Source organism: Pseudomonas sp. EA_35y_Pfl2_R111, from assembly GCF_963970955.1.
Classification (GTDB): Bacteria; Pseudomonadota; Gammaproteobacteria; order Pseudomonadales; family Pseudomonadaceae; genus Aquipseudomonas.
In genome coordinates this window covers 737,905-762,465 of sequence record NZ_CAXAOM010000002.1, presented here as the reverse complement: position 1 = coordinate 762,465, position 24,561 = coordinate 737,905, and the positions used below count along the sequence as shown (strand labels likewise).

Sequence of the window (24,561 nt, the reverse complement as noted above, 5' to 3'; positions counted from 1 at the left end):
CATGGTTTCGCAAGGCAAAGGCTTTACCGCGCAGTTGGATAATTCACTGTTGTTGCAGCGCTGGCGCGCTTTGGCGCCGCGTGAGCAATTCTCACTGGGCAGCCTGGGCGCGTTTCTGCTACTGGTGCTGCTCTACCTGACGCTCTGGCAGCCGACGCAGGAGCGTTTGGCCGCAGCGCGTAGCGCATTTGAAACACAGCGCGAGTTGAATGCCTACCTGCATAGCCAGGCGCCGGCGGCGCGTAATCTGGCCAGTACCCCGCAGCAGGCAATTGATCCGTCGCGGTTGCAAGGCATGGTCACGGCCACGGCTGCAACCCAGGGGCTGACCATCGAGCGTTTGGACAATGCGGGCGACGGTGCCGTGCAGCTCAACCTGCAACCGGCGCCTTTTGCCCAGTTGCTGCGCTGGTTCACTGTGCTGCAGGAGCAGGGCGTGCAAATCGTCGAGGCTGGGCTGGATCGCGCTGACGACAATAAGGTAGCTGCTCGGCTAAGTCTGCGGGTGGCGCAATAATGGTGCGGCGAGCCCCGTAGTGGCACCTGGGGAGGGTAGCGGTTTTTGCACTTATTTAGAAAAACTTGAAGCAGGGTGTTGACTTAGGTGCGGCCCTTGCGTAAATTTCGCGCCTCGCAAGCAGCGGGTGATTAGCTCAGCTGGGAGAGCATCTGCCTTACAAGCAGAGGGTCGGCGGTTCGATCCCGTCATCACCCACCACTCTTGTGAAACCGGACGAAAGTCCACCGACGCGCAGCGGTAGTTCAGTCGGTTAGAATACCGGCCTGTCACGCCGGGGGTCGCGGGTTCGAGTCCCGTCCGCTGCGCCATATTTTCCAGCATGAGTTCGCTCAGGTTGAGATGGAAAAGCCCTAACAGGCGGCTTCATCAGACGAAGCAAGAGTTGTACGGACGCAAGTCCACCGACATGCAGCGGTAGTTCAGTCGGTTAGAATACCGGCCTGTCACGCCGGGGGTCGCGGGTTCGAGTCCCGTCCGCTGCGCCATATTAGAAAGCCCGCTGATAGCGATATCAGCGGGTTTTTTATTGCCTGCCGTCTAGGTCTTCACTCCGAAGACGCGTTACGCGACAACCTGTCATCTTGCGTTCATCTGCCTGCTCTAGCTTGATTGGCATGCTCTTTGTTTATGCAATGAGCGGTTGCTGACATAGCGAGTGGAGGAACAGGCAATGGACGATTATCAAGAAGAGCTACTGGAAACCCGCGCCGCCGAGCAGGATGTGCCCGAGAAAGACGAAGACGCTACTGAACTCTGATCATTTATAGAGGCGCTAGAGCGCCCTGCGCTGCTCGCGGCGATATTCGCCCGGGGTTTGCTGGTTCCAGCGTTTGAACGCCCGCTGGAAGGCTTCGGCGGAGGCAAAGCCGAGCAGGTAGGCGATTTCGCCGAAGGCCAGTTCGGTATCGCGGATATAGGCCATGGCCAGGTCGCGGCGGGTGTCGTTGAGGATGCTGCGGAACTGCGTGCCTTCCTCGGCCAGCTTGCGCCGCAGTGTCCAGGTCGGCAGCTGCAAGCGCGCGGCAACTTCTGCCAGATCCGGTTCGCGGCCGTGCAGCAGTGGGCCAAGCAGCTGAGTAATGCGCTCGCGCAGGTTGCGCGTACGGGTCAGCTGCGTCAGTTCCCGCTCACAGATTTCCAGCAGGTGCAGCCAGGTGCTTGGGCAGTGCTCGGGGTTGCGCATATTCAGGCTCTGCTGGCTCAAGCGCAGCTGGTTGTGCTCGCTGGCAAACTCCACCGGGCAGGCAAACAGTTCGCCGTACTGCGCCGCATAGTCAGGCGCGGGAAATTCGATCTGTACTTTTTCCACGGGCAGTGGCTGCTGCGCTAGCTTGCTGAGCTGTTGTGCCCAGCTGGCCAGTACCGAGTCGACCACGAAGCGGTTGTAGGCGTTGTAGGGGCTGATCGAATAGAAGCGCAACCAGGCGCCCCGATTGTCCTCGTGCAGGCTGGATTGGCCGCGGTAATTGCTGGCATACAGCGGTTCGAAGCGAATCAGCGCGCGCGCCGCTTCCCGCACCGTCGGTGCCTGCATGGCCGTTACGCCGGCCAGGCCAAGTTGGCTTAGGCGGCTGGTTTGCCCCATCAGCAAGCCAAGGCCAGGTTCGCCGCATTGCTGGATGGCGCTATGACCCAGACGCATATAGCGCGGAATCGACAGTCGCGCGCGCGGCTCGGCCAGGCGCGCAGCATCCAGATCGTAACTCTCGAGCAGTGGTTGTGGGTCATGGGCACAACGGCGCATGGCATCGGCCAGGCTTTCGACAAAGCCGACCGATAGATCGCCGAGTTTGACCCGTGTGCTTTTCAGCATCGTGTTGTTATCCCGTTTGCGCTCGTTCAAGGTCGGGCATCTAGATAGGGTCGTCAGGGTAGGCAGACGCTTGGACTTTGCCAAGAGTTACTGCTCGTTTTAATCATTAGGTTGTTACTTTGAGTCATTGAGCTGTTCGTCACGGCTGATTATCGTCTAGACCATATCGACTGCGGCCCATTTAAGAGGCTGCAGCACTTCCGTGAAATGCCAACACCCGATGTGGAGATGTCCATGACTGCTCAGTACCCCCACCTGCTGGCCCCGCTCGATCTGGGTTTCACAACCCTGAAGAACCGTACCCTGATGGGTTCGATGCACACCGGGTTGGAAGAAAAGCCCAATGGTTTTGAGCGCATGGCGGCCTATTTCGCCGAGCGTGCCCGTGGCGGCGTTGGCCTGATGGTGACGGGTGGTATCGGCCCGAACGATGAAGGCGGCGTGTATTCCGGCGCAGCCAAGCTGACTACGCCGGAGGAGGCGGAAAAGCACAAGATCGTCACCCGAGCGGTGCATGAAGCGGATGGCAAGATCTGCATGCAGATCCTCCACGCCGGTCGCTACGCCTACAGCCCGAAATCGGTAGCACCGAGCGCGATTCAGGCGCCGATCAACCCGTTCAAGCCGAAAGAACTGGACGAGGAGGGCATCGAAAAGCAGATCCAGGACTTTATAAACTGCTCCGTACTGGCTCAGCAGGCCGAGTACGACGGTGTGGAAATCATGGGCTCGGAAGGTTATTTCATTAACCAGTTCCTGGCTGCGCACACCAATCATCGTACCGATCGTTGGGGCGGCAGCTACGAAAACCGCATGCGTCTGCCGGTGGAAATCGTCCGCCGCGTGCGTGAGGCCGTTGGGCCGAATTTCATCATCATCTACCGCCTGTCGATGCTCGATCTGGTCGAAGGCGGCAGCACTTGGGACGAGATCGTCCTGCTGGCCAAGGCCATCGAGAAGGCCGGCGCAACCATCATCAACACCGGTATCGGCTGGCACGAAGCGCGTATCCCAACCATCGCCACTAAGGTGCCGCGTGCTGCGTTCACTAAGGTCACGGCCAAGCTCAAGGGCGAAGTCGGCATTCCGCTGATCACCACTAACCGTATTAATACCCCGGAAGTGGCTGAACAAGTGCTAGCCGAAGGCGACGCCGACATGGTGTCCATGGCTCGTCCATTCCTCGCTGACCCGGATTTCGTCAATAAGGCCGCAGAAGGCCGCAGCGATGAAATCAACACCTGCATCGGCTGCAACCAGGCCTGCCTGGACCACACCTTCGGCGGCAAGCTGACCAGCTGCCTGGTCAACCCGCGCGCGTGTCACGAAACCGAACTGAACTACATCCCGACCGCTGCAGTGAAGAAAATCGCCGTGGTTGGTGCCGGCCCTGCCGGACTGTCCGCCGCCACCGTGGCGGCCGAACGTGGCCACAGCGTGACCCTGTTCGACTCGGCCAGTGAAATTGGCGGCCAGTTCAACGTGGCCAAACGTGTGCCGGGTAAGGAAGAGTTCTTTGAAACCCTGCGCTACTTCAAGCGCAAGCTGGAAACCACCGGCGTCGATTTGCGCCTGAATACCCGCGTATCGGCCGACGACCTGGCCAAGGGCGGTTATGACGAAATCATCCTGGCCACCGGTATCGCACCGCGCACCCCGGCTATTCCGGGGATCGAGCACGCCAAGGTGATCAGCTATCTGGATGCCATCCTGCAGCGCAAGCCAGTCGGCCAGAAGGTTGCGGTGATCGGTGCCGGCGGCATCGGCTTCGACGTCTCCGAGTTCATCACTCACCAAGGCGAGGCCACTAGCCTCAATCGCGAGGAGTTCTGGAAGGAGTGGGGCATCGACGGCGCGCTGGAGGCCCGTGGTGGTGTCGCTGGGATTCAGGCCCATCCGCACGCGGCCGCGCGTGAAGTGTTCCTGCTGCAGCGCAAGAAATCCAAGGTTGGTGATGGCTTGGGCAAGACCACCGGTTGGATTCACCGCACCGGTCTGAAGAACAAGAACGTGCAGATGCTCAACTCGGTGGAATACCTCAAGGTCGACGACGTCGGTCTGCATATCAGCATTGCCGGTGGTGAGCCGCAGGTACTGCCGGTGGATACGGTGATTGTCTGCGCCGGTCAGGACCCGTTGCGTGAACTGCAGGAAGGCCTGGAAAGCGCCGGGCAGAACGTGCACCTGATTGGCGGTGCCGATGTGGCCAGTGAGCTGGACGCCAAGCGCGCCATCAACCAGGGCTCGCGCCTCGCCGCCGAACTCTAACGCAACCGACGCCCCGCCTAGTGCGGGGCGTTTTGTATGTGGCTGACAACATTAAGGAGAAGCCCGTGTCCGAGAACTCTCAACTACAGCCGGCAGCCGCCGCCACGCTCGCGCAGTGGCATGGCCTGATGCAGAACAACGACTTGCACAGCCTGCCGGAATTGCTGCATCCGCAGGCGGTGTTTCGTTCGCCCATGGCGCACAAACCCTATGCCGGTGCGCCCATGGTGTCGCTGATTCTTAATACCGTGAGTAAGGTGTTTGTCGACTTTGCCTATCACCGTGAGCTGGCTAGCGCCGATGGCCTTAACGTGGTGCTGGAGTTCAGTGCCAAAGTGGGCGAGCGCGAGCTCAAGGGCATCGACATGATTCGCTTCGATGAAGCCGGCAAAATCGTCGATTTTGAAGTGATGGTTCGCCCCATGAGCGGCCTGCAGGCCTTAGGCGACGAAATGGGCCGTCGCCTGGCTCCATTCCTGGCCGCCGCGAAGGCCTGAACCATTGCACCAAATCCATCACAGTTTCGCCCTGTAAGCCGGTTTTTAGCGGTTGGCTGGCAGGGCGACTGCCAACCCAGTCACATTGCTGGGCTTGGTTTTTCCCCTAGACTTGCCTGAACAAGGATATAGCGCCTGCAACATGGGTCTTGCTTAACCCGTCAGAACGTTGGCAGTCTTGCCATGTGCGCCAGTTTTTGCGCAGCATATGCAAGATGAGTCACCGCTAAACGGAGTGCCCGTTTGGCCTAGAGGAAAACCAATGAGCATGCAGAACAAGCCACAGATGGTCGAGGCCGTACTGTTCTTCAGTGAGCGTGGCGGCATCTGCAAGCAAATGTTTTTCCCCGAATTCGAAGCTCTGCTCGACGGCGTGGTGAATATGCCGGAGTTCGCCGATCAGCAAATGCGTGTGGCATACGTGCTGATCAACCCGCGCTTGCTGATCAAGGCGCTGGTTTTTTTCTACCTGGATTTCGACGAAAAGGGCGCGCCGGATTCCGGCTGGAATATCCCTTTGCAGGCTTTGGCCGAGCGCGCCGGGCGCGGCCCTGACCTGGGAGCGGGGCCGATTCGTCTGGCCTGTCGCAGCCAGTGTCCGGTGTCCTGGCACCAGATGCATCTCTGGGACCCTAGCCTGACTCCTGGTAATAACGACCTGGCGCTGCTTCGCGATGTGGTCAAGCGCAATAGTCTGGGTTTGCTGGCCGAGGATGAGAGCGCTCAGGCAGTCGCGCCCGAGCGGCTGCAAATGGCCTCCGAAGATAAATGGTATGCAGCGGACCCTGCCCAGGAAGAAGCTGCCAAGGCCACTGAAAAGCTTGATCAGGAACAACGTCTGAAAGCCGCGCAGTTGATCAAGCAGCAGCGCTTGCGTATCAGCAGCCTGACCCAGCAACACGAAGAAGAACTGGCTAAATTCAAGTTGGCCAGCGACGAGCAGAGCAAGAATCTGCAGGCGCAAATCCATGGCTTGCACCAGGCGCTGCGTCAGCAGGAAGAACACAACGCGGCGTTGAAGGCGCAACTGGCTGCTCAGGCGGCGAGTTTCCAAAGTTCCCGTGAAGAAATGACCGAGCAACTGCGTGCGCTGGAACGTGATGGCCGCAGCGAGAGCGATAGCCTGCGTGCGCAGTTCGAAGGTGAAATGCAGGCCAAGATCGCGTCGGCAGTGGCCGAATACAAAGAGCAGATTGCTATTCGCGATGTCGAGCTGGCTTATCGCGGCGAGCAGGACACCCAGGCGTTACAGGAGATCAATCGCCTCAAACGCGCCTACGCCGACCTGGCCAGCCAGGGCGGTGATCAGATTCTTGAGCGCCTGGCCAAGCTCGGCGTGGTTTTTGTGGTCTATCACCCAGGTGCTGGTCACCTGACCATCCCGCTGCAGGATATCGCCTCGTATCAGGACAACCCGCTGGCCTATGCCGCGGCCAAGTGTTTTGTCAGCGAAGAGCAATACCGTCACTGGCTGGCGCATTATCAGCAGCCAAGCTGTGAGGCCTCGCTGCCAAGTGGCGAGCGCTGCGCCATCCCGATCGACCGTATCGACACGCCGAGCCGTTTTGCCCTGGGTGAATCCAATTGCTGTGCGCGGCACAAGGCCAGTAGTCGTTTGCGTACTGTCAGTTAACCTTGCCGGTTGTCCTGCCTGATTGGGCGCCGCGCGCGCCCTTGCAACCCTGGCGATTGGAGTGGGCGCTAGCTGCTGGGATCGAGCTAGCAGTGCTGCGCCTGGACCTGCTTGATCCACTGATCAGCGGCAATAAATGGTTCAAACTTTCGCATCATCTACGCGCGGCAGAGGCCAGCGGCGCCACTGGTGTGATCAGCCTGGGCGGCGCGCATTCCAATCATCTGCATGCTCTGGCTGCCGCCGGTAAGCGCTTCAATTTCCAAACGGTCGGGCTGCTGCGTGGCCACCCGCAACAAACCCCTACTGTGGATGATTTGCAGGCCTTCGGTATGCACCTGCACTGGCTGGGTTATGCGGGTTACCGCGCGCGGCATGCGGCCGACTTCTGGTTGCCTTGGCAGGCACACTATCCGGGCTTTTATCCGCTGCCCGAGGGCGGTGGTGGTCTGCCCGGAGCGCTGGGGTGCATAAGCCTGGTGCAGCAGGTTCGTGAGCAGCTGCCAAGCCTCGGCTGGGTCGATTACGACGCCTGGTGGCTGGCGGCAGGCACGGGCACCACTCTGGCAGGTCTGCTGCTCGGTGAGGCTGCTGCGCATCGAGTCTACGGGGCGCTGGCTGTGCCGGCCGACCATGGCGTCGAGCAGCAGGTGCAGGTGATTGTTCAGGCTGCGGCTATGCCAGTGGGGCGTTATCAATTGCATGAGGCCAGCCGTGGCGGATTTGCCAAAGTGGACGCCGCGTTGCTCGACTTTATGCAGGCAGCGGAAGCGCAAAGTGGTGTGCCGCTGGAGCCGCTGTATACCGCCAAGGCATTAATGGCGTTGCGCCAGCAGGTCGAGGCCGGTTACTTTGCTCGCGGCAGTCGCCTGGTGTTTGTCCATACAGGTGGCTTGCAGGGTCGTGCCGCGGCCATGTTGTAGGCTGCGAAAGCATGCTCGGCCGATTAACCCGGCTACACTGAATTTCACCAGCGGAGCCTGGATATTCCATGAGCGAACCCCTTAACCCCGAACAGTTACGCAGCTTGACGCCACTCAATGTGCTGTCCGAGCAGCAGTGGCGCGAGCTGCGTACACAACTGGTGCCGCAGCCGTTGCTGGCGGGGCAGTTGTTGTTTCGCCCAGGGGACCAGGCGCGTTTGACCTATTACCTGCTGGCTGGCGAGTTGCTGCTGCAGTCGGTTGATGGTCAGGAGCAACGCTTGCAGGCCGGTAGCGAAGCCAGCTGTCACCCGCTGTCACCGAGCCTGCCGCGCTTGCATGAAGCGCGGGCGCTGACCGATGCCAGCGTGCTGGCGCTGGACACCGCGACCCTTAATCGTCTGTTGACCTGGCGCTTGGCCTATCAGGATCTGCTTCTGGAACTGGGGCAGAACCATGCCGAGATCGAGTGGCTGGAACGTCTGCTGGAAAACCCGCTGTTTGCCAAGGTGCCGCCGTCCAACGTACGCGCCATGCTGGAGCGTTTGCAGCGTATCGAGTTGGTCGCTGGCAGTACCGTGTTGCAGGAAGGAGATGTCGGTGACAGCTGCTACTTCCTGAAAAATGGTCGGGCCGAGGTGATCCGCGGTGCCGACAGTGCGCAGCAGGTGTTGGCCGAGCTGGAGATCGGAGCCTGCTTCGGTGAGGAAGCCTTGCTGGCTGACAGCCCGCGCAATGCCACAGTGACCATGCTGGAAGACGGCGTGGTGCTGCGTCTGGATCGCCAGGACTTTTTTGCCTTGCTGAAAGCGCCTGTGGTCGATGAGGTATCTCTGGGTGAGGCCTCGCGTTTGCTCGCTGCGGGAGCGCAGTGGCTGGATGTGCGCCTGCAGGAAGAATACGAGCGGGCCCATGCGTTGCAGTCACTGAATATGCCGCTGCAGCTGCTGCGTCTGAAAGCGCGTCTTCTGGATAAGACGCGTACCTATCTGTGTTACTGCGACAGCGGAAAACGCAGCAGCAGCGCGGTGTTTCTGCTTTCGCAACTTGGCTACAGTGCCTATGCCTTGCGTGATGGTGTGGATGCTTTGCCGGCGATCCAGCGTGATGCGCTGCTGTGTGAGAGTGGTTCGGGTTATCTGGCGCGCTCGGGCGGGCGTACCGAACGCAGTCTCTGAGTTAGTCAACAGGTTGCGTCGGCCAGTGATCATTCACCAGAAATACTCTCTCGGCTTCTAGCCAGTCATCCTGCGGGCCTTCCGTCAGGCGTACGAGCAATTGCGCGTTGGCGTCGTCAGTCAGGGCGGCGAGCCACTGACTGAATTGCTTGTGCGACCACAACTGCTCTTCCTTGATTCGCGCTGATGCCAACCAAGTGTGTCGTGCTAACGGTTGCCACTGACCTGGGTTGTGTGCGGCAAAGCTTGGCCAGTCTCCTCGATGCAACCAGCGACCACGCAGGTGCGCAGAGTTGCCATCCGCTGGTGCGGCATAGGACGGCTGCTGCCAGGGATAGAACAGATAACCGCCCAGCCACAGCGCCGCCTGAGGTTGCTGAATAGCCAGTTCAGTCAAGCGGTGTTGAGCTTCTGCACGGGTCGACAACGGCAGTTGGTGCTGACCAAGGTGCGCCAGTTTGATATCCAAACGGTCATGGCTGCCGGGTCCTAACCAGTGTGCCAGCTCCCCGCCGCTGCACTGCTGCTGGCCCAGATACAGCTTGATCGCCAGCTCCAGGTGATGCACGCCTTCCTCATCGCGCAGCAACATATCCAGCTCGCCCAGGGTATGGCCCTGTTGGCGGATGGGCACGTTGGCGGCCAGCACCTCGATCCCAGGCGCGGCATGCAGGGCAAATTGCCAGAGGCGTTCGTAATACAGCCCCAGGCGGCGCACTGAGCTTTGGCTTAGCCACTGTTGCAGGGCATGGCTGTTGGCATCCAGGCTCAGTAACCAGTCAGCCAGCGCATTGGGTTGCTGATTCCAGCCGCTGGCAGTTAGCGGGTGACGTTGCGGCCAGGGCGTCTGTGTCAGCAGTGGTGGCGAGAGTAGCGCCCAGGCCAGGTCGCGCACGGCGGGCTGGCGCAACTGCGAGGGCAGGTCGGTGAGCGAGGGAAAAGGCATCATGTTGCGAGCATAGCGCTTTGCGGTTATTTGCGATTTGCTGTGCGTCGGTTCTGCGGAGTCAAAAGCAAGCCCGCAGGCTCTTTAACAAGGGCTTTCACACCGTCATAGCAGGTCAGCGGTTTGCCGCTGCCATGGGCTTTCGCCCATAATCCGACCCACTAGAACCAAAGCCTGGCGGGAGCACCATGGAGCAGTTTCGTAATATCGGCATCATCGGTCGGCTGGGCAGTACCCAGGTTCTCGACACCATTCGCCGGCTGAAGAAATTTCTGCTCGCCCGTCACTTGCACGTGATCCTCGAAGACACCATTGCCGAAGTGCTGCCGGGCCATGGCTTGCAGACTTCCTCACGGAAGATTCTTGGCGAGGTGTGCGACCTGGTGATCGTGGTCGGCGGTGACGGCAGCATGCTTGGCGCGGCCCGTGCGCTGGCGCGGCACAAGGTGCCGGTGCTGGGCGTCAACCGCGGCAGCCTGGGTTTTCTCACCGATATTCGCCCTGATGAGCTGGAAGTGAAGGTGGCGCAGGTGCTCGAAGGGCATTACCTGACCGAGAACCGCTTTCTGCTGGAGGCCGAAGTACGGCGCAATGGCGAGGCCATCGGTCAGGGTGATGCGCTCAATGATGTGGTGCTGCATCCGGGTAAGTCCACGCGGATGATCGAGTTCGAGCTGTTTATTGATGGCCAGTTCGTCTGCAGCCAGAAGGCTGACGGCCTGATTGTCGCCACCCCGACCGGTTCCACCGCCTATGCGCTGTCTGCTGGCGGGCCGATCATGCATCCCAAATTGGACGCCATCGTTATCGTGCCGATGTACCCGCATACGCTGTCCAGCCGGCCCATCGTGGTGGACGGCAACAGCGAGCTGAAAATCGTTGTGTCCAAGGATTTACAGATTTATCCGCTAATTTCCTGCGACGGGCAGAACCACTTCACCTGCGCGCCCGGCGATACCATTACGGTGGCTAAACGGCCGCAGAAACTGCGCCTTATTCACCCGCTGGATCACAACTATTACGAGGTCTGCCGCAACAAACTGGGTTGGGGTAGCCGGCTTGGCGGGGGTGACTAATGCACCTCGATCCCGCCCGCGGTTACGACCTTATTGGTGATATCCATGGCTGCGCGAAAACCCTGGAGCATCTGCTCAGCACCATGGGCTATCGTCCGCAGGCGGGGGTATGGCGGCATCCGCAGCGTATGGCGATTTTTCTCGGCGATCTGGTCGACCGCGGCCCGCGTATCCGTGAGGCGCTGCACCTGGTGCGCGATATGGTCGTGGCCGGCCAGGCGCTGTGCATCATGGGCAACCATGAGTTCAATGCTCTGGCTTGGAGCACACCAGCCGCGCCCGGTAGCGGTCGGCAGTTTGTTCGTGAGCATACGCCACGGCATGCGCGGCTGATCAAGGAAACCCTGGAGCAGTTCGACGCCTACCCGGCGGAGTGGCAGGGATTTCTCGACTGGTTCTACGAGCTGCCGCTGTTTATCGATGCCGGGCGTTTCCGTGTGGTGCATGCCTGCTGGGACGACAGCTTGATCGAGCCACTGCGTGCGCAGTTTGCTGATGGCTGCATTGATGAGCATTTTCTCCAGGCCGCTGCCGTACATGGCAGTTTTGCCAATACCGCGTTTGATCGTCTGCTGCGCGGCACCGACATGCGTCTGCCACATGGTATGACCCTGACCAGCGATGACGGTTTTACCCGCGCGCATTTTCGCACCAAGTTCTGGGAAGAAGACCCGCAAACCTACGGCGATATCGTCTTCCAGCCGGATGCCTTGCCGGAACTGGCGGCGCAGATGCCGCTCAGCGAAATGCAAAAAACCGAACTGCTCAAATACGGTGCCGATCAGCCGTTGCTGTTTGTCGGCCACTACTGGCGCAGCGGCAAACCCGCGCCGATTCGCAGCAACCTGGCCTGCCTGGATTACAGCGCCGTACTCAACGGCAAGCTGGTGGCCTATCGGCTGGATCAGGAGACGCGCCTGGACGCCAGCAAGTTTGTCTGGGTCGATGTCGACAGCCCGGAGGCACGGCCATGAATGCAGTAGCGGCCATGCGTTTGCCCGAGCATGTCGACCTGAGCGGCTTTATCAGCCTGTTGCAACGTTTGCAGGTGCCGCATCGGGTTGCGGAAGAGGCGGGCGAGCAGGTGCTCTGGGTGCCGGAGGAGCAGCTGGCCGAGCAGGTGCGCGAGCTCTATGGACGCTACCCGCAAGGCGATGCTGAGGTGTTGCTTGAGCCGTTACCGGCTTCTGCCGATGCGGCTCCGGGTTTTGTTCAACAGCTGAAAAGCAGCCCGTTGACCGCCATCATGCTGGCGCTGACTTTCGTGGTTTTTGCTGTCACCGGCACAGGTGAGAACTACACGACAATCCGCTGGTTTAGTTTTGTCGATTTTCGTATTCAAGACGGCTACATCCATCTCGCTTACCTGAATGAAACCCTGGCTAGCAGCCAATGGTGGCGACTGCTGACGCCCATGTTGATCCATTTCGGCTGGTTGCATCTGGCCATGAACAGCCTCTGGTATTGGGAGCTGGGCCGGCGGATCGAGGCGCGTCAGGGTGCTGTGATGCTCTTGGGGCTGACCCTGCTGTTTAGCCTCGCAGCCAATTTCGCCCAGTACGTGCATGCCGGCCCCTCGCTGTTCGGCGGCCTGTCCGGAGTGTTGTACGGCTTGCTCGGACATTGCTGGATTTTCCAGCGCCTGGCGCCGACTCCCGCCTACCGGCTGCCGCCAGGCGTATTGGTGATGATGCTGGCCTGGCTGCTGATCTGCATGACCGGCATCTTCGAGCTGCTGCAGTTCGGCGCAATTGCCAATGCGGCGCATGTCGGCGGCTTGCTGGCCGGTTGTCTGACCGGTCTGGTTGGCGGTGCACTGGCGCGTCGGCGACACAGTTAGTTGTTGTTCAGGCTGGTAAACTGCCACTTTGCATTTGGAGGCGCCATGTCGTCCTTTCTTGAAGCGATTGAAAACATCACCCCTGAGATCTACCAGAGCCTCAAACTGGCCGTGGAAATCGGCAAATGGCCCGATGGCCGCAAGCTGAGCCAGGAACAGAAGGAATTGACTCTGCAGGCGCTGATCGCCTGGGAAGTCCACAACCTGCCGGAAGACGAGCGTATTGGCTATATGGGCCCGCAGGAGTGCAGCTCCAAGTCCGAGCCCGTGCCCAATCTGCTGTTCAAGTCCTCGGATACCCTGCACTGATGAGCGAGTTGGCCCGTGGTGCCCTGAGCAAAATGGCGGCGCAGCTGGATGCGCCGGTGCAATACAGCTTTCGCCTGGGCGATGAATTGCTGCCGGTCAATCCGCTGATCGGCAAGAGCCTGCGCCTGGAGTTCCTCGGCGCAATTCACTGCAGCCATTGCGGACGCAAAACCAAGAGCAGCTTTAGCCAGGGTTACTGCTATCCCTGCATGCAAAAGTTGGCGCAGTGCGACATCTGCATCATGAGCCCGGAGCGTTGCCACTATGACGCGGGTACCTGCCGTGAGCCGAGTTGGGGCGAGCAGTTCTGCATGACCGATCATGTGGTCTACCTGGCCAACTCCAGTGGCGTCAAAGTCGGCATCACCCGCGCCACGCAGATTCCTACACGATGGATTGATCAAGGCGCGACTCAAGCGTTGCCAATTCTGCGGGTGGCGACCCGTCAGCAGTCCGGCTTTGTCGAAGATCTGCTGCGTAGCCGGGTGGCGGACAAAACCAACTGGCGTGCTCTGCTCAAAGGCGACGCTACGCCGGTTGATCTGCTCGCCGTGCGTGAGCAGCTATTTACCAGCTGCAGCAGCGGCCTGACCGAGTTGCAGCAGCGCTTTGGCATTCAGGCCGTCCAGCCGCTCAGCGATCAGCCGGTGGTGCAGATCAGCTATCCGATTGAGGCTTATCCGGCCAAAATTACCAGTTTCAATCTGGACAAGGATCCGCTGGCCGAGGGCACGTTGCTGGGCATCAAGGGCCAGTACCTGATGTTCGATACCGGCGTGATCAATATCCGCAAGTACACCGCTTATCAGCTGGCCGTTCACGAACTGGCCGCCTGAGTTACTTATTCGCGAACCCGGCGCCCCGCGCGCCGCAGACAAAGGGCCACAAGCCATGCGCACCGAACAGCCGAAGATGATCTACCTCAAGGACTACCAGGCCCCGGATTATCTGATTGATGAAACGCATCTGACCTTCGAGTTGTTCGATGACCACACCCTGGTGCATGCGCAACTGGTGATGCGTCGTAACCCGGCGGCCGGCAGCGGCCTGTCGGACGCCCGCATGCCGCCGCTGGTGCTGGACGGTCAGCAGCTGGAGCTGCTCAGCGTGGCGCTCGACGATCGTGAGCTGAGTGCCGGTGATTACCAGCTGAGTGACAGCCACCTGACCCTGCAGCCAACAGCGGCCAGCTTTGTGATCGATAGCAGCGTGCGCATCCATCCGGAAAGCAACACCGCGCTGGAAGGGCTGTACAAGTCCAGCGGCATGTTCTGCACCCAGTGCGAGGCCGAGGGTTTTCGCAAGATCACCTATTACCTCGACCGCCCGGATGTGATGAGTAAGTTCACCACCACACTGAGTGCGGCGCAGCATGACTACCCGGTGCTGTTGTCCAACGGCAACCCGATTGCCAGCGGCAGTGAAGAGGGCGGTCGTCATTGGGCGACCTGGGAAGACCCGTTTATGAAGCCGGCCTACCTGTTTGCCCTGGTCGCCGGTGATCTCTGGTGTGTAGAAGACAGCTTCACCACCATGAGCAACCGTGAGGTGGCGCTGCGTATTTATGTCGAGCCGGAAAACATTGATAAATGCCAGCACGCCATGGATAGCCTGAAGAAATCGATGAAGTGGGATGAAGAGGTGTACGGCCGTGAGTACGACCTGGACATCTTTATGATCGTCGCGGTCAACGATTTCAATATGGGTGCCATGGAAAACAAGGGCCTGAATATCTTCAACTCCAGCTGCGTGCTGGCCAAGGCCGAAACCGCCACTGATGCCGCGCACCAGCGTGTGGAAGCGGTAGTGGCCCACGAGTACTTCCACAACTGGTCGGGCAACCGCGTGACTTGCCGCGACTGGTTCCAGTTGTCTCTTAAAGAGGGTTTTACCGTCTTCCGCGATGCCGAGTTCAGCGCCGATATGCACTCGCGGACGGTCAAGCGCATCGAGGACGTGGCGTACCTGCGCACTCATCAATTCGCCGAAGATGCCGGCCCAATGGCCCATCCGGTACGGCCGGATGCCTTTATGGAAATTTCCAACTTCTACACCCTGACGGTGTACGAGAAGGGTTCGGAAGTGGTGCGCATGATCCGCACATTGGTCGGCGCCGAGGGTTTCCGTAAAGGCAGCGATCTGTACTTCGCCCGCCACGATGGCCAGGCAGTAACCTGCGATGACTTTATTCGCGCGATGGAAGAGGCCAATGGCATCGACCTGACCCAGTTCAAGCGCTGGTACAGCCAGGCCGGCACACCGCGCCTGGAGGTCAGCGAAAGCTATGATGCGGCCGCCAATAGCTATCGTCTGCACTTCCGTCAGAGTTGCCCGGCCACCCCCGGGCAGGCGGAGAAACAGCCCTTTGTTATCCCTGTGGAGCTGGCCTTGCTGGATGCCCAGGGCCGTGAGCTGCCGCTGCAACTGGTCGGTGAAGATACCGCGGGTGAGCTTTGCCGTGTGCTGCAGGTGACCGAAGCCGAGCAGGCGTTCACCTTTGTCAATCTGGCGGAAAAACCGCTGCCGTCTTTGCTGCGCGGCTTTTCGGCGCCGATCAAGCTGAGCTTTCCGTACAGTCGTGATCAGCTGATGTTCCTGATGCAGCACGACAGCGATGGCTTTAACCGCTGGGAGGCGGGGCAGCAATTGTCGGTGCAGGTGCTGCAGGAGTTGATTGGTCAGCATCAGCGTGGTGAGCCGCTGGTGCTTGATCAGCGCCTGGTCGAAGCCTGCCGCACTCTGCTGGCCGATGACGCGCTGGATCAGGCCATGGTCGCTGAGATGCTCTCGTTACCAGGTGAAGCCTATCTGACGGAAATCAGTGACGTGGCCGATGTAGAAGCCATCCATACCGCCCGCGAATTTGCTCGTAAGCAGTTGTCGGATGCTCTGTTCGATCTGCTGTGGCAGCGTTATCAGCGGAACCGAGAGGTTTCCCGTGCCAGCGCTTATGTGGCGGAGGCCGAGCACTTCGCCCGGCGCAGCCTGCAGAACATCGCGCTGTCCTACCTGATGCTTAGCGGCAAGGCTGAGGTGCTGGCGGTTTGTCTGGAGCAGTTCGAGAACGCTGACAATATGACCGAGCGCCTGACCGCGTTGGCGGTACTGGTCAATTCGCCGTTCGAGGCCGAGAAAGCCGTGGCGTTGGCCAGCTTCGCCGACTTCTTCAAGGACAACCCGCTGGTTATGGATCAGTGGTTTAGCGTGCAAGCCGCCTGTGCCTTGCCTGGCGCATTGCAGCGTGTCGAGCAGTTGATGCAACACCCGGCCTTTACCCTGAAGAACCCGAATAAGGTGCGTGCCTTGATTGGTGCCTTTGCCGGGCAGAACCTGCTGGGCTTCCATCAGGCCGATGGCAGTGGTTACCGCTTCCTCGCCGATCAGGTGATCACTCTGAATGCCCTTAACCCGCAGATCGCGTCACGCTTGCTGGCGCCGCTGACTCGCTGGGCCAAATATGGCAGTGGGCGTCAGGCCCAAATGAAAGAACAATTGCAGCGCATCCTGGCCTCGGGTGAGCTGTCCAGTGATGTCTATGAAGTGGTCAGCAAGAGCCTGGCTGGTTAATTAATGAGCGGTAACAATCTACGGTGGCAGCGCTGCCGTAGATTAGGCGTTGGATGCGGCTGGTTGATTTTTGATCAGTGCGTTAACACTAAAGACCGATTCTACGTATCTATGTGCAACGCATAGGCTTGCAGGTTCTTCACATCGTTCTTTTTATCGGTATAAAAGTGTTACCCGGCTTAACCGGGTAACACTTTTTGTGTTACCCGGTTAAATGTAAGCAAAGTTTGCGCAATGTGAATTGAGCTGCTTGGCTTGACCTTGGCTGATTTGTTTGAAGCGCTTCGGCGCTTGCACTACAGCGAGGTGACCGATTGCGCCAGATGGTAGGACAAAATAGGAAAAAACGGTCGCTACATACTGTTATCTGGATGCTGAATGATCAGTCATAAAGTGGTTTATTGGTTTGTGCGGTGTTGCGTTAGATTTTTTTATACGCTCGTTTGAATTGGCACTATGGTTGCAGTGGCTAACCTGATTTGACCTCGTCATGGTGCATGCCAAGCAGAGAGGTGCGTGTAAGCGCGTTGGGGGCTGTCTCCAATCAACATTTAAGGTCGTCATCAGTACGGCCATAACGTGCCTCAGCGGTTGAGGTACAAAAAAGATGATCTGTCCACGGAGTAATGTTTCGATGGAAATTAAGTCCAGTAAACCCGTATTGCGTTTCGCACCTGCCAAGGCGGGTTTTGCTTTTGTCGGCATTCTTCCTCTGCTGGTAGCTGCTCATGCCCAAGCAGTGGAATTTAGCTTCGCCGATAATGAGATCAGCGGCTCCATCGATACCACCGTGTCCTACGGCCAACTCTGGCGCGTGCAGGGTCAGGACCGTAGTAATAACGACGTGAACTCCAACGATGGTAACCGAAACTTTGATACTGGACTTGCATCTGAAGTTTTCAAGATCACTACCGATATGGAAGTGACCTATCAGAACTATGGTGCCTTTGTTCGTGGCACTGCGTTCTATGACACTCAGATTATGGATAAACGCAACGACTACTACGACGCCAATAATCCTAATCAGCCTAGCCAAAATTATCCAAAAGATGACAGTTTTACTTATGAGACTCGTCATAAGGCTGGTCGGGGGGCGCAAATTCTAGATGCTTATGTGTATGGTAACTGGGATATTGCTGACATGCCTGTCAGTGCTCGTGTAGGACGTCAAGTTTTCAACTGGGGTGAAGGGCTTTTCTACCGTGGTGGTGTGAATACAACTAACCCGGTTGATGCGGCTAAGTTTCGTTTGCCTGGGTCTGAAGTCAAAGAAGTATTAGTACCGGTAGAGGCGTTTAGTTTTAATATCGGCTTGACAGACAATTTATCAATGGAGGCTTTCTATCAGTGGAATTGGAAAGAATCTGCAATTGATCCGGTTGGTACTTATTTCTCTGAGACGGACTTGTTTGCGGATGGTGGTAACAGTGCTTATACCAACCTAGGTAGTAGTGCTTTAGCCGCGCCGCAAGCTGCTCTTGGTAATGCCTCAATACTGCAGTTTTATCAAGCAGGGGCCGGTGGGCGTTGCGCTGGTGGTGTCGGTGGGTTGTGCTCTGGTGGTCAGAATTTTACTTTCCCCGGGACTTCTACTGTGCATGTTGCTGATGTTGCTAGCGATATTAATGCTAAAAATGATGGTCAGTTTGGCGTTTCCTTCAAGTACATTGTGGAAGAGTTAAATTCTACTGAGTTTGGAGCTTATTTTGTAAACTACCACTCGAAGGAACCTTCGATTTATGCCGATCTCAATGGCTATGCAGGTATTGACATGCTTGCTTTGGCCAATAGCTTTGGTGCTGTCAACGCTCAGACGGTTGGCTTGGCTGGTGGTTTGGCTACTTTGGATACATTGGCAAATGTAAATGCTCGTCGCGAGTATGCAGAAGATATTCGCATGTATGGCTTTAGCTTTAACACTACTATTGGTGAGGCTTCTGTATTCGGGGAGTTGGCCTACCGTCCTAATATGCCTATCGGCATTGCTACTACCAACGATCTGCTTGGCGACCTGATTGGTCAGGCTGCCAAGCTTGTCAATAATAATCCCTTATTGGCTGGTGGGCCTTTCGGCTTGGACGGTTCCGCGTTGGTTGCTGGGCAGACAATTACTAGAGACGGGCAGCTTCATAACTATGAGCGCGTAGAAGCTTTTAATACGACATTGGGCACAATTTATAACTTTGGCCCTGTACTGAGCTTTGACTCGCTTTTTGGTGTTGCAGAACTTGGCTCTGAGCACGTGCGCGGTAGTGATCTTCAATATACTGATTTCAATGGAAAAAATCGTTACTATTCGGGGCGGCCCAATACCTCGTACGTTGGTAATGAAGATCGTGATAATCGTAAGGATCAAATTAATAAAAATGCTTACGGCTATACGCTTGTTTTATCAGGTACTTGGAATGATGTTTATGCTGGTGTGAATTTGTCACCATTTGCCGTTTATAAAAACGACTTTGAAGGTAATTCGCATCAGACAGGCAATTTCATTGAGGGGCGTCAGGCTTATACTTTGGGCCTGCGTGCAAGCTACCTGAATAGCCTTGAAGCTGAGGTCCAGTACACCGAATTCTTTGGTGCAGGTCAAAACAACGGCAGCCGCGATCGCGACAATATCGGTCTGAACGTCAAGTATTCCTTCTAAACATAACTAGAAAATATCGAGTGCCTACGGGCGCTCGGTTGCTGACTTATTTCACGGAGAATCAAGATGCTGAAAAAGCACACGCTGATTGGTGCTGCCATTGCGCTGGCACTGTCCGCTGGTAGCGCGTTCGCTGCAGTTTCGCCTGCGGAAGCGGCCAAGTTGGGCGCAAGCCTCACCCCGTTCGGTGCCGAGAAAGCCGGTAACGCGGCAGGCACTATCCCTGAGTGGACCGGTGGCATCACCCAGGCTCCGGCAGCTTACAAAACGCCAGGCCAACACCACGTCGATCCGTTTGCTGATGACAAACCGTTGTTCACCATCACCAAAGCCAACTTGGATCAGTACAAAGACAACCTGACCCCAGGTCAGATTGCGATGTTCAACACCTACCCGAACAGCTACCAGATGCCGGTCTACCAGACCCGCCGCTCCGGTTCTGCGCCGCAGTGGGTATATGACAACACCATCAAGAACGCGACCACTGCGAAGTTGCTCGATGGCGGTAACGGCTTCTCCGACGCTTACGGCGGCATCCCGTTCCCGATTCCGCAAAATGGTGTCGAAGCGCTGTGGAACCACATCGCACGCTACCGCGGTACCTACATCGTGCGTCGCGCTTCGGAAGTAGCCGTACAGCGTAACGGCAGCTACTCCCTGGTGACCTCGCAGCAGGAAGCCATGTTCAAGTTCTACGACCCGAAAGGGACGGCAGCCGACCTGAACAACATCATGTTCTACTACCTGTCCTTCACCAAGAGCCCTGCGCGTCTGGCCGGTGGCGCAGTGCTGGTGCACGAAACCCTGGATCAGGTAAAAGAGCCACGTCAGGCCTGGGGCTACAACGCCGGTCAGCGCCGCGTGCGTCGCGCGCCCAACTTGGCGTATGACACCCCGATCGCTGCCGCTGACGGCCTGCGCACTGCAGACGACACCGACATGATCAACGGTTCGCCAGATCGCTATGACTGGAAGCTGGTCGGCAAAAAGGAAATCTACATTCCTTACAACAGCTACAAAGTCACCAGCCCTGAGGTGAAATACAAGGACCTGCTGCAAGTCGGTCACTTGAACCCGGCCTTTACACGTAACGAGTTGCACCGTGTGTGGGTTGTTGAGGGCACGCTGAAGTCGGGCTCGCGCCACATCTACTCCAAGCGCACCCTGTTCCTCGACGAGGACAGCTGGCAAGCAGCAGTGGTTGATCAGTACGACGGCCGTGGCGAACTGTGGCGCGTGTCGATTGCCCAGTTGAAGAACTACTACGATCTGCCGACCACCTGGTCGGCGCTGGATACTTTCCATGATCTGCAAGCTCGCCGTTACCACGTACAGAACCTGGATAACGAAGAGCCAAGCACCATCGACTTCAGCCAGGCTGTGCCGGATGACGGTTACTTCAAGCCAGCTGCGCTGCGTCGCCGCGGTACGCGTTAATCCGCGTGTAGGTTGAGCAAAAGGCCGCTACTGTTGTAGCGGCCTTTTGCTATTTGTCAGTCGAACAGGGCATGGTAGACGGGCGGGTTTAACAAAACATAACGTCGCGCCGATTGTCAGGCCTTTTGAAAGCTCAGTAGGATAGGCGCACTGCTATAAGGGTAGTGCTACCTATAAGAATAAGGGGGAAGGTATATGAGTGAGCCCGTCATGCGGCGCACCCAGGCCGGTCGTGTTGTGGGGTTTTCCCGCGCACCGGCGCTCCGCGTCCACTCACCGATAGCCAAAGCGCTCTCGCTGTGCAGTGTGCTATCCGTGCTGATGTTTACCAGTGCGCCATTGCAGGCTGCCAGCGATGACGCCAGTCATTACTCGGTCTCTTCTGCCAAAGCCCATCACAGCCTGTTACTGGATGTCGCCAGTTTGGGTAAGCGTCTGGTTACCGTTGGTGATCGTGGGCATATCCTCTATTCCGACGATAATGGCGCGAGCTGGACTCAGGCCAAGGTGCCGACCAAACAGATGCTTACTGCCGTGTTCTTTATCGACGACAGTCATGGCTGGGCTGTTGGTCACGATGCACAGATTCTCGTCAGCACTGATGGCGGCGCTACCTGGGTCAAGCAGTTCGAAGACCTTGAGCGTGAAGCGCCGCTGCTGGATGTGTGGTTCAAGGATCGAAACAACGGTTATGCCGTAGGTGCTTACGGCGCCTTGTTGGAAACCACTGATGGTGGCGCCAACTGGGAAGATGTTAGCGACCGTATGGACAACGAAGATGCCTACCACCTCAACGCCATTGTTGAAGTCAAAGACTCCGGCCTGTTTGTTGTGGGCGAGCAGGGCGCTATGTTCCGTTCTCCAGACTGGGGGCAGACCTGGGAAACCCTGGAAGGCCCGTACGAGGGTTCGCTGTTCGGTGCTCTAGGCACGGATGAAACCGGCGCGTTGCTGGTCTATGGCTTGCGTGGGCATTTGTTCCGTTCGGCAGACTTCGGTACGACCTGGCAGGCGATCAGCCTGAACACTGCCAACAATGGCCCTCTGGAATTTGGCCTGGCTGACGGCAATCGTCTGGCCGATGGCTCCATCGTGGTGGTTGGGCATGGCGGTACCGTACTCAAGAGCACCGACAACGGCCGCACTTTCAATGTGACCAATCGTGCCGACCGGCTTTCGCTGGCAGGCGTTGCAGCAATGGAAAACGGCAATCTGATTCTGGTAGGGCAGGGTGGCGTTCATGCCGCTTCGCCTACAGGCGCCGATCTGGGCCAACAACAATAAGCCGGGAGCCTTTGCATGAGTAAGCATCAACAACAACCTGCCTCCTTCTTGGAGCGGTTGATCTTCAACAATCGCCCGGCCGTAATTCTGCTGTGCCTGTTGATCAGTCTGTTTTTGTTCTTCCAGGCGGCGCAGGTGCGTCCGCAGACCAGCTTCGAGAAGATGATTCCGCTGGGGCATCCCTATATCCAGAAGATGCTCGAGCACCGCAATGACCTGGCGAACCTGGGTAATACCGTGCGTATCTCGGTGGAAGCGGTGGATGGCGATATCTTCAGCAAGGAATATATGGAGACGCTGCGTCAGATCAACGACGAAGCCTTCTATATTCCAGGCGTCGACCGTTCCGGCCTGAAGTCGCTGTGGAGCCCAAGCGTACGCTGGACCGAAGTGACTGAAGAAGGTTTTGCCGGCGGCGAAGTAATTCCGCAAACCTACGACGGTTCTGCGGAAAGCCTCGAAGAGCTGCGCAGCAACATCCTCAAGTCCGGGCAGATTGGCCGTTTGGTGGCCAACAACTTCAAGTCGAGCATCGTTGACTTGCCGTTGCTGGAAACCTATGCCGACCCGAATGACCAGAGCAAACAGATCCCGCTGGATTACCAGAAGTTCTCCCACGAGCTGGAAGAGAAGATTCGCGATAAATACCAGGCGCAGAATCCTAACGTCAAAATCCACATCATCGGTTTTGCCAAGAAAGTTGGTGATCTGATTGACGGTCTGATTGGTGTGGCGCTGTTTTTTGCCGTGGCAATCGGCATCACCTTCGTCCTGTTGCTGTGGTTCACCCACTGCTTCAAGAGCACCCTGGCGGTGGTACTGACCACGCTGATCGCGGTGGTCTGGCAGCTGGGGCTGCTGCATACCTTGGGTTTCGGGCTCGATCCGTACTCGATGCTGGTGCCTTTCCTGGTCTTCGCTATTGGTATTTCCCACGGCGTGCAGAAGATCAACGGCATTGCCATGGCCTCGGGTGAGGCGACCGACTCACTATCCGCCGCGCGTATGGCTTTCCGTCAGTTGTTTATTCCGGGGCTGGTGGCGCTGCTGTCGGATGCCGTGGGCTTTATCACCCTGCTGCTGATCGATATTGGTGTGATCCGTGAGCTGGCGATTGGCGCATCCATGGGGGTGGCGGTAATCATTCTGACCAACCTGATTCTGCTGCCAGTAATGATCTCCTATGTTGGCATCAGCAAGAAGGCGGTGAATATCAGCCGTGAAGAGGCCTGCAAGGAACACCCCTTCTGGCGCTTTTTGTCCAAGTGTGCCCACCCAATGGTGGCGCCGATTTCCGTGGTGGTGGCCATCGCGGCGCTGGCTGGCGGCGTGTGGTACGGGCAGAACCTGAAGATCGGTGACCTCGATCAGGGTGCGCCTGAATTGCATCCAGACTCGCGCTACAACCTGGATAACGATTTCGTCATCCGCAACTACTCCACCAGTTCCGATGTACTGGTAATCATGGTCAAGACGGCGCCTGAAGGCTGCTCGACTTACCCGACGTTGTCGGCCATGGATGAGTTGATGTGGAAGATGGAGAACACTGAAGGCGTGCAGTCGGCCATTTCCATGGTCACCGTGTCGCGTCAGGTGATCAAGGGCATGAACGAGGGCAACCTGAAATGGGAAACCCTGTCGCGTAATCAGGACGTGCTGAACAACTCCATTGCCCGGGCCGATGGTCTGTACAACGGTGATTGCTCGGTAGCGCCGCTGCTGGTATTCCTCACCGACCATAAGGCGGAGACACTGTCTCGTGTGGTTGACGTAGCCGAAGACTTTGCCAAGGAAAACAACAAGGAAGGTCTGGAGTTTATCCTGGCAGCCGGTAACGCCGGGATCGAAGCGGCCACCAACGAGGTGATTGCAGCGTCCGAAACCACCATGCTGATCGCTGTGTATGCGGCTGTGAGCATCATGTGCCTGCTGACCTTCCGTTCGCTGGCAGCAACTCTCTGTGTGATCCTGCCGCTGGTGCTGACTTCGGTACTGGGCAACGCGTTGATGGCCTATATGGGCATCGGTGTGAAGGTCGCGACCTTGCCGGTAATCGCCTTGGGTGTGGGTATTGGTGTCGACTACGGCATCTATATTTACAGTCGACTAGAGACGTACCTGCGTCAGGGTCTGTCGCTACAGGATGCCTACTACGAGACCCTCAAGTCGACCGGTAAGGCCGTATTGTTCACCGGTGTCTGCTTGGCGATCGGTGTAGCAACCTGGATCTTCTCGGCGATCAAGTTCCAGGCCGACATGGGCCTGATGCTGACCTTTATGTTCCTCTGGAACATGATCGGCGCGATCTGGCTGCTGCCTGCTTTGGCCCGCTTCCTGATCAACCCGGAGAAGCTGCGCAACAAGGCCTAAGCCTGATACGCAGTAGCCACACTAAAAACCGCGGCCCTTGGGTCGCGGTTTTTTATTGTCTATGGGTTAGGTTTGCAGATGGCTTTTGTAGCGTGGACTTGCCCGCGAATCGTGTTTGGCTCTAGAAGTTTCGCGGCCAAGGGCGCTCCCACAACAGCGGGCGTCGTAGTCCGGATAAGCCTTGGCGCAATCCGGTAGGCAGTCTCCGCCCAACTCACAGGCCACTGCGAAAGCATCCATGCCCCGGACTGCG

Annotated in this window: 18 protein-coding genes and 3 tRNA genes; 19 read left to right on the top strand and 2 right to left on the bottom strand. The window is 57.8% G+C overall.

Going from position 1 to position 24,561, the window contains the following annotated elements:
* Window position 1: 1 nt before the first annotated feature.
* The 4 genes from AACY25_RS12155 to AACY25_RS12140 all read left to right on the top strand — a co-directional run bounded on the left by AACY25_RS12155 (window position 2) and on the right by AACY25_RS12140 (window position 1,005).
* Window positions 2-517 (top strand): type II secretion system protein M, encoded by a 516-nt coding sequence (locus tag AACY25_RS12155; RefSeq protein ID WP_339524794.1) that lies wholly within the window; start codon window positions 2-4, stop codon window positions 515-517.
* Window positions 518-642: 125 nt separating this feature from the next.
* Window positions 643-718, top strand: a tRNA-Val gene (locus AACY25_RS12150).
* 33 nt (window positions 719-751) lie between these two features.
* Window positions 752-828 (top strand) — tRNA-Asp (locus tag AACY25_RS12145).
* Between the two features lie 100 nt (window positions 829-928).
* Window positions 929-1,005: transfer RNA gene (locus AACY25_RS12140), tRNA-Asp, on the top strand.
* Between the two features lie 287 nt (window positions 1,006-1,292).
* Here AACY25_RS12140 and AACY25_RS12135 read toward each other — a convergent pair.
* Complete coding sequence (locus tag AACY25_RS12135) at window positions 1,293-2,333, bottom strand: AraC family transcriptional regulator (protein ID WP_445262140.1); 1,041 nt, start codon at window positions 2,331-2,333, stop codon at window positions 1,293-1,295.
* 234 nt (window positions 2,334-2,567) lie between these two features.
* On the opposite strand from AACY25_RS12135, the gene AACY25_RS12130 reads away from it, so the two are divergent.
* From AACY25_RS12130 to AACY25_RS12110, 5 genes are all read left to right on the top strand, one after another.
* Window positions 2,568-4,601, top strand: a complete 2,034-nt coding sequence (locus AACY25_RS12130) for an NADPH-dependent 2,4-dienoyl-CoA reductase (protein WP_339524792.1) — start codon at window positions 2,568-2,570, stop codon at window positions 4,599-4,601.
* Between the two features lie 128 nt (window positions 4,602-4,729).
* Complete coding sequence (locus tag AACY25_RS12125; RefSeq protein ID WP_339525010.1) at window positions 4,730-5,098, top strand: nuclear transport factor 2 family protein; 369 nt, start codon at window positions 4,730-4,732, stop codon at window positions 5,096-5,098.
* Window positions 5,099-5,360: 262 nt separating this feature from the next.
* Entirely contained in the window at window positions 5,361-6,731 is a 1,371-nt protein-coding gene (locus AACY25_RS12120) for a chromosome partitioning protein ParA (protein ID WP_339524790.1), read from the top strand.
* Between the two features lie 2 nt (window positions 6,732-6,733).
* Window positions 6,734-7,654, top strand: coding sequence for a 1-aminocyclopropane-1-carboxylate deaminase/D-cysteine desulfhydrase (locus AACY25_RS12115; protein ID WP_339524789.1), 921 nt, complete (start codon window positions 6,734-6,736; stop codon window positions 7,652-7,654).
* A gap of 68 nt (window positions 7,655-7,722) precedes the next feature.
* The gene (locus AACY25_RS12110; protein ID WP_339524787.1) at window positions 7,723-8,832 is read left to right on the top strand and encodes a cyclic nucleotide-binding domain-containing protein; all 1,110 of its coding nucleotides are present in this window, start codon (window positions 7,723-7,725) and stop codon (window positions 8,830-8,832) included.
* Between the two features lies 1 nt (window position 8,833).
* Here AACY25_RS12110 and AACY25_RS12105 read toward each other — a convergent pair whose 3' ends face one another.
* Entirely contained in the window at window positions 8,834-9,781 is a 948-nt protein-coding gene (locus tag AACY25_RS12105; RefSeq protein WP_339524786.1) for a DUF1853 family protein, read from the bottom strand.
* A 185-nt stretch (window positions 9,782-9,966) separates the two neighbouring features.
* On the opposite strand from AACY25_RS12105, the gene AACY25_RS12100 reads away from it, so the two are divergent.
* The 10 genes from AACY25_RS12100 (at window position 9,967) to AACY25_RS12055 (ending at window position 24,308) form a co-directional block, all read left to right on the top strand.
* Window positions 9,967-10,854 (top strand): NAD(+) kinase, encoded by an 888-nt coding sequence (locus AACY25_RS12100; protein ID WP_339411988.1) that lies wholly within the window; start codon window positions 9,967-9,969, stop codon window positions 10,852-10,854.
* Window positions 10,854-11,828: a metallophosphoesterase gene (locus AACY25_RS12095; protein ID WP_339524785.1), complete on the top strand. Its 975-nt coding sequence runs from the start codon at window positions 10,854-10,856 to the stop codon at window positions 11,826-11,828. The genes AACY25_RS12100 and AACY25_RS12095 overlap by 1 nt, the downstream gene beginning before the upstream one ends.
* Window positions 11,825-12,694, top strand: coding sequence for a rhomboid family intramembrane serine protease (locus tag AACY25_RS12090; RefSeq protein ID WP_339524784.1), 870 nt, complete (start codon window positions 11,825-11,827; stop codon window positions 12,692-12,694). Before AACY25_RS12095 ends, AACY25_RS12090 begins: the two co-directional genes overlap by 4 nt.
* A gap of 45 nt (window positions 12,695-12,739) precedes the next feature.
* Window positions 12,740-13,003, top strand: a complete 264-nt coding sequence (locus AACY25_RS12085) for a YeaC family protein (protein ID WP_339524782.1) — start codon at window positions 12,740-12,742, stop codon at window positions 13,001-13,003.
* Complete coding sequence (locus AACY25_RS12080; RefSeq protein WP_339524781.1) at window positions 13,003-13,839, top strand: DUF2797 domain-containing protein; 837 nt, start codon at window positions 13,003-13,005, stop codon at window positions 13,837-13,839. The genes AACY25_RS12085 and AACY25_RS12080 overlap by 1 nt, the downstream gene beginning before the upstream one ends.
* Before the next feature lie 55 nt (window positions 13,840-13,894).
* On the top strand, window positions 13,895-16,570 hold the full coding sequence (pepN, locus tag AACY25_RS12075; protein WP_339524779.1) for an aminopeptidase N: 2,676 nt from the start codon (window positions 13,895-13,897) through the stop codon (window positions 16,568-16,570).
* Window positions 16,571-17,204: 634 nt separating this feature from the next.
* Complete coding sequence (locus AACY25_RS12070; protein ID WP_339524777.1) at window positions 17,205-19,217, top strand: DUF1302 domain-containing protein; 2,013 nt, start codon at window positions 17,205-17,207, stop codon at window positions 19,215-19,217.
* A 66-nt stretch (window positions 19,218-19,283) separates the two neighbouring features.
* Window positions 19,284-20,654, top strand: a complete 1,371-nt coding sequence (locus AACY25_RS12065) for a DUF1329 domain-containing protein (protein ID WP_339524775.1) — start codon at window positions 19,284-19,286, stop codon at window positions 20,652-20,654.
* Window positions 20,655-20,849: 195 nt separating this feature from the next.
* Complete coding sequence (locus AACY25_RS12060; protein ID WP_339524773.1) at window positions 20,850-21,938, top strand: YCF48-related protein; 1,089 nt, start codon at window positions 20,850-20,852, stop codon at window positions 21,936-21,938.
* A 15-nt stretch (window positions 21,939-21,953) separates the two neighbouring features.
* Window positions 21,954-24,308 carry an efflux RND transporter permease subunit gene (locus AACY25_RS12055; RefSeq protein WP_339524771.1) on the top strand — a complete coding sequence of 785 codons (2,355 nt, stop codon included), beginning with the start codon at window positions 21,954-21,956 and terminating at the stop codon, window positions 24,306-24,308.
* Window positions 24,309-24,561 lie beyond the last annotated feature (253 nt).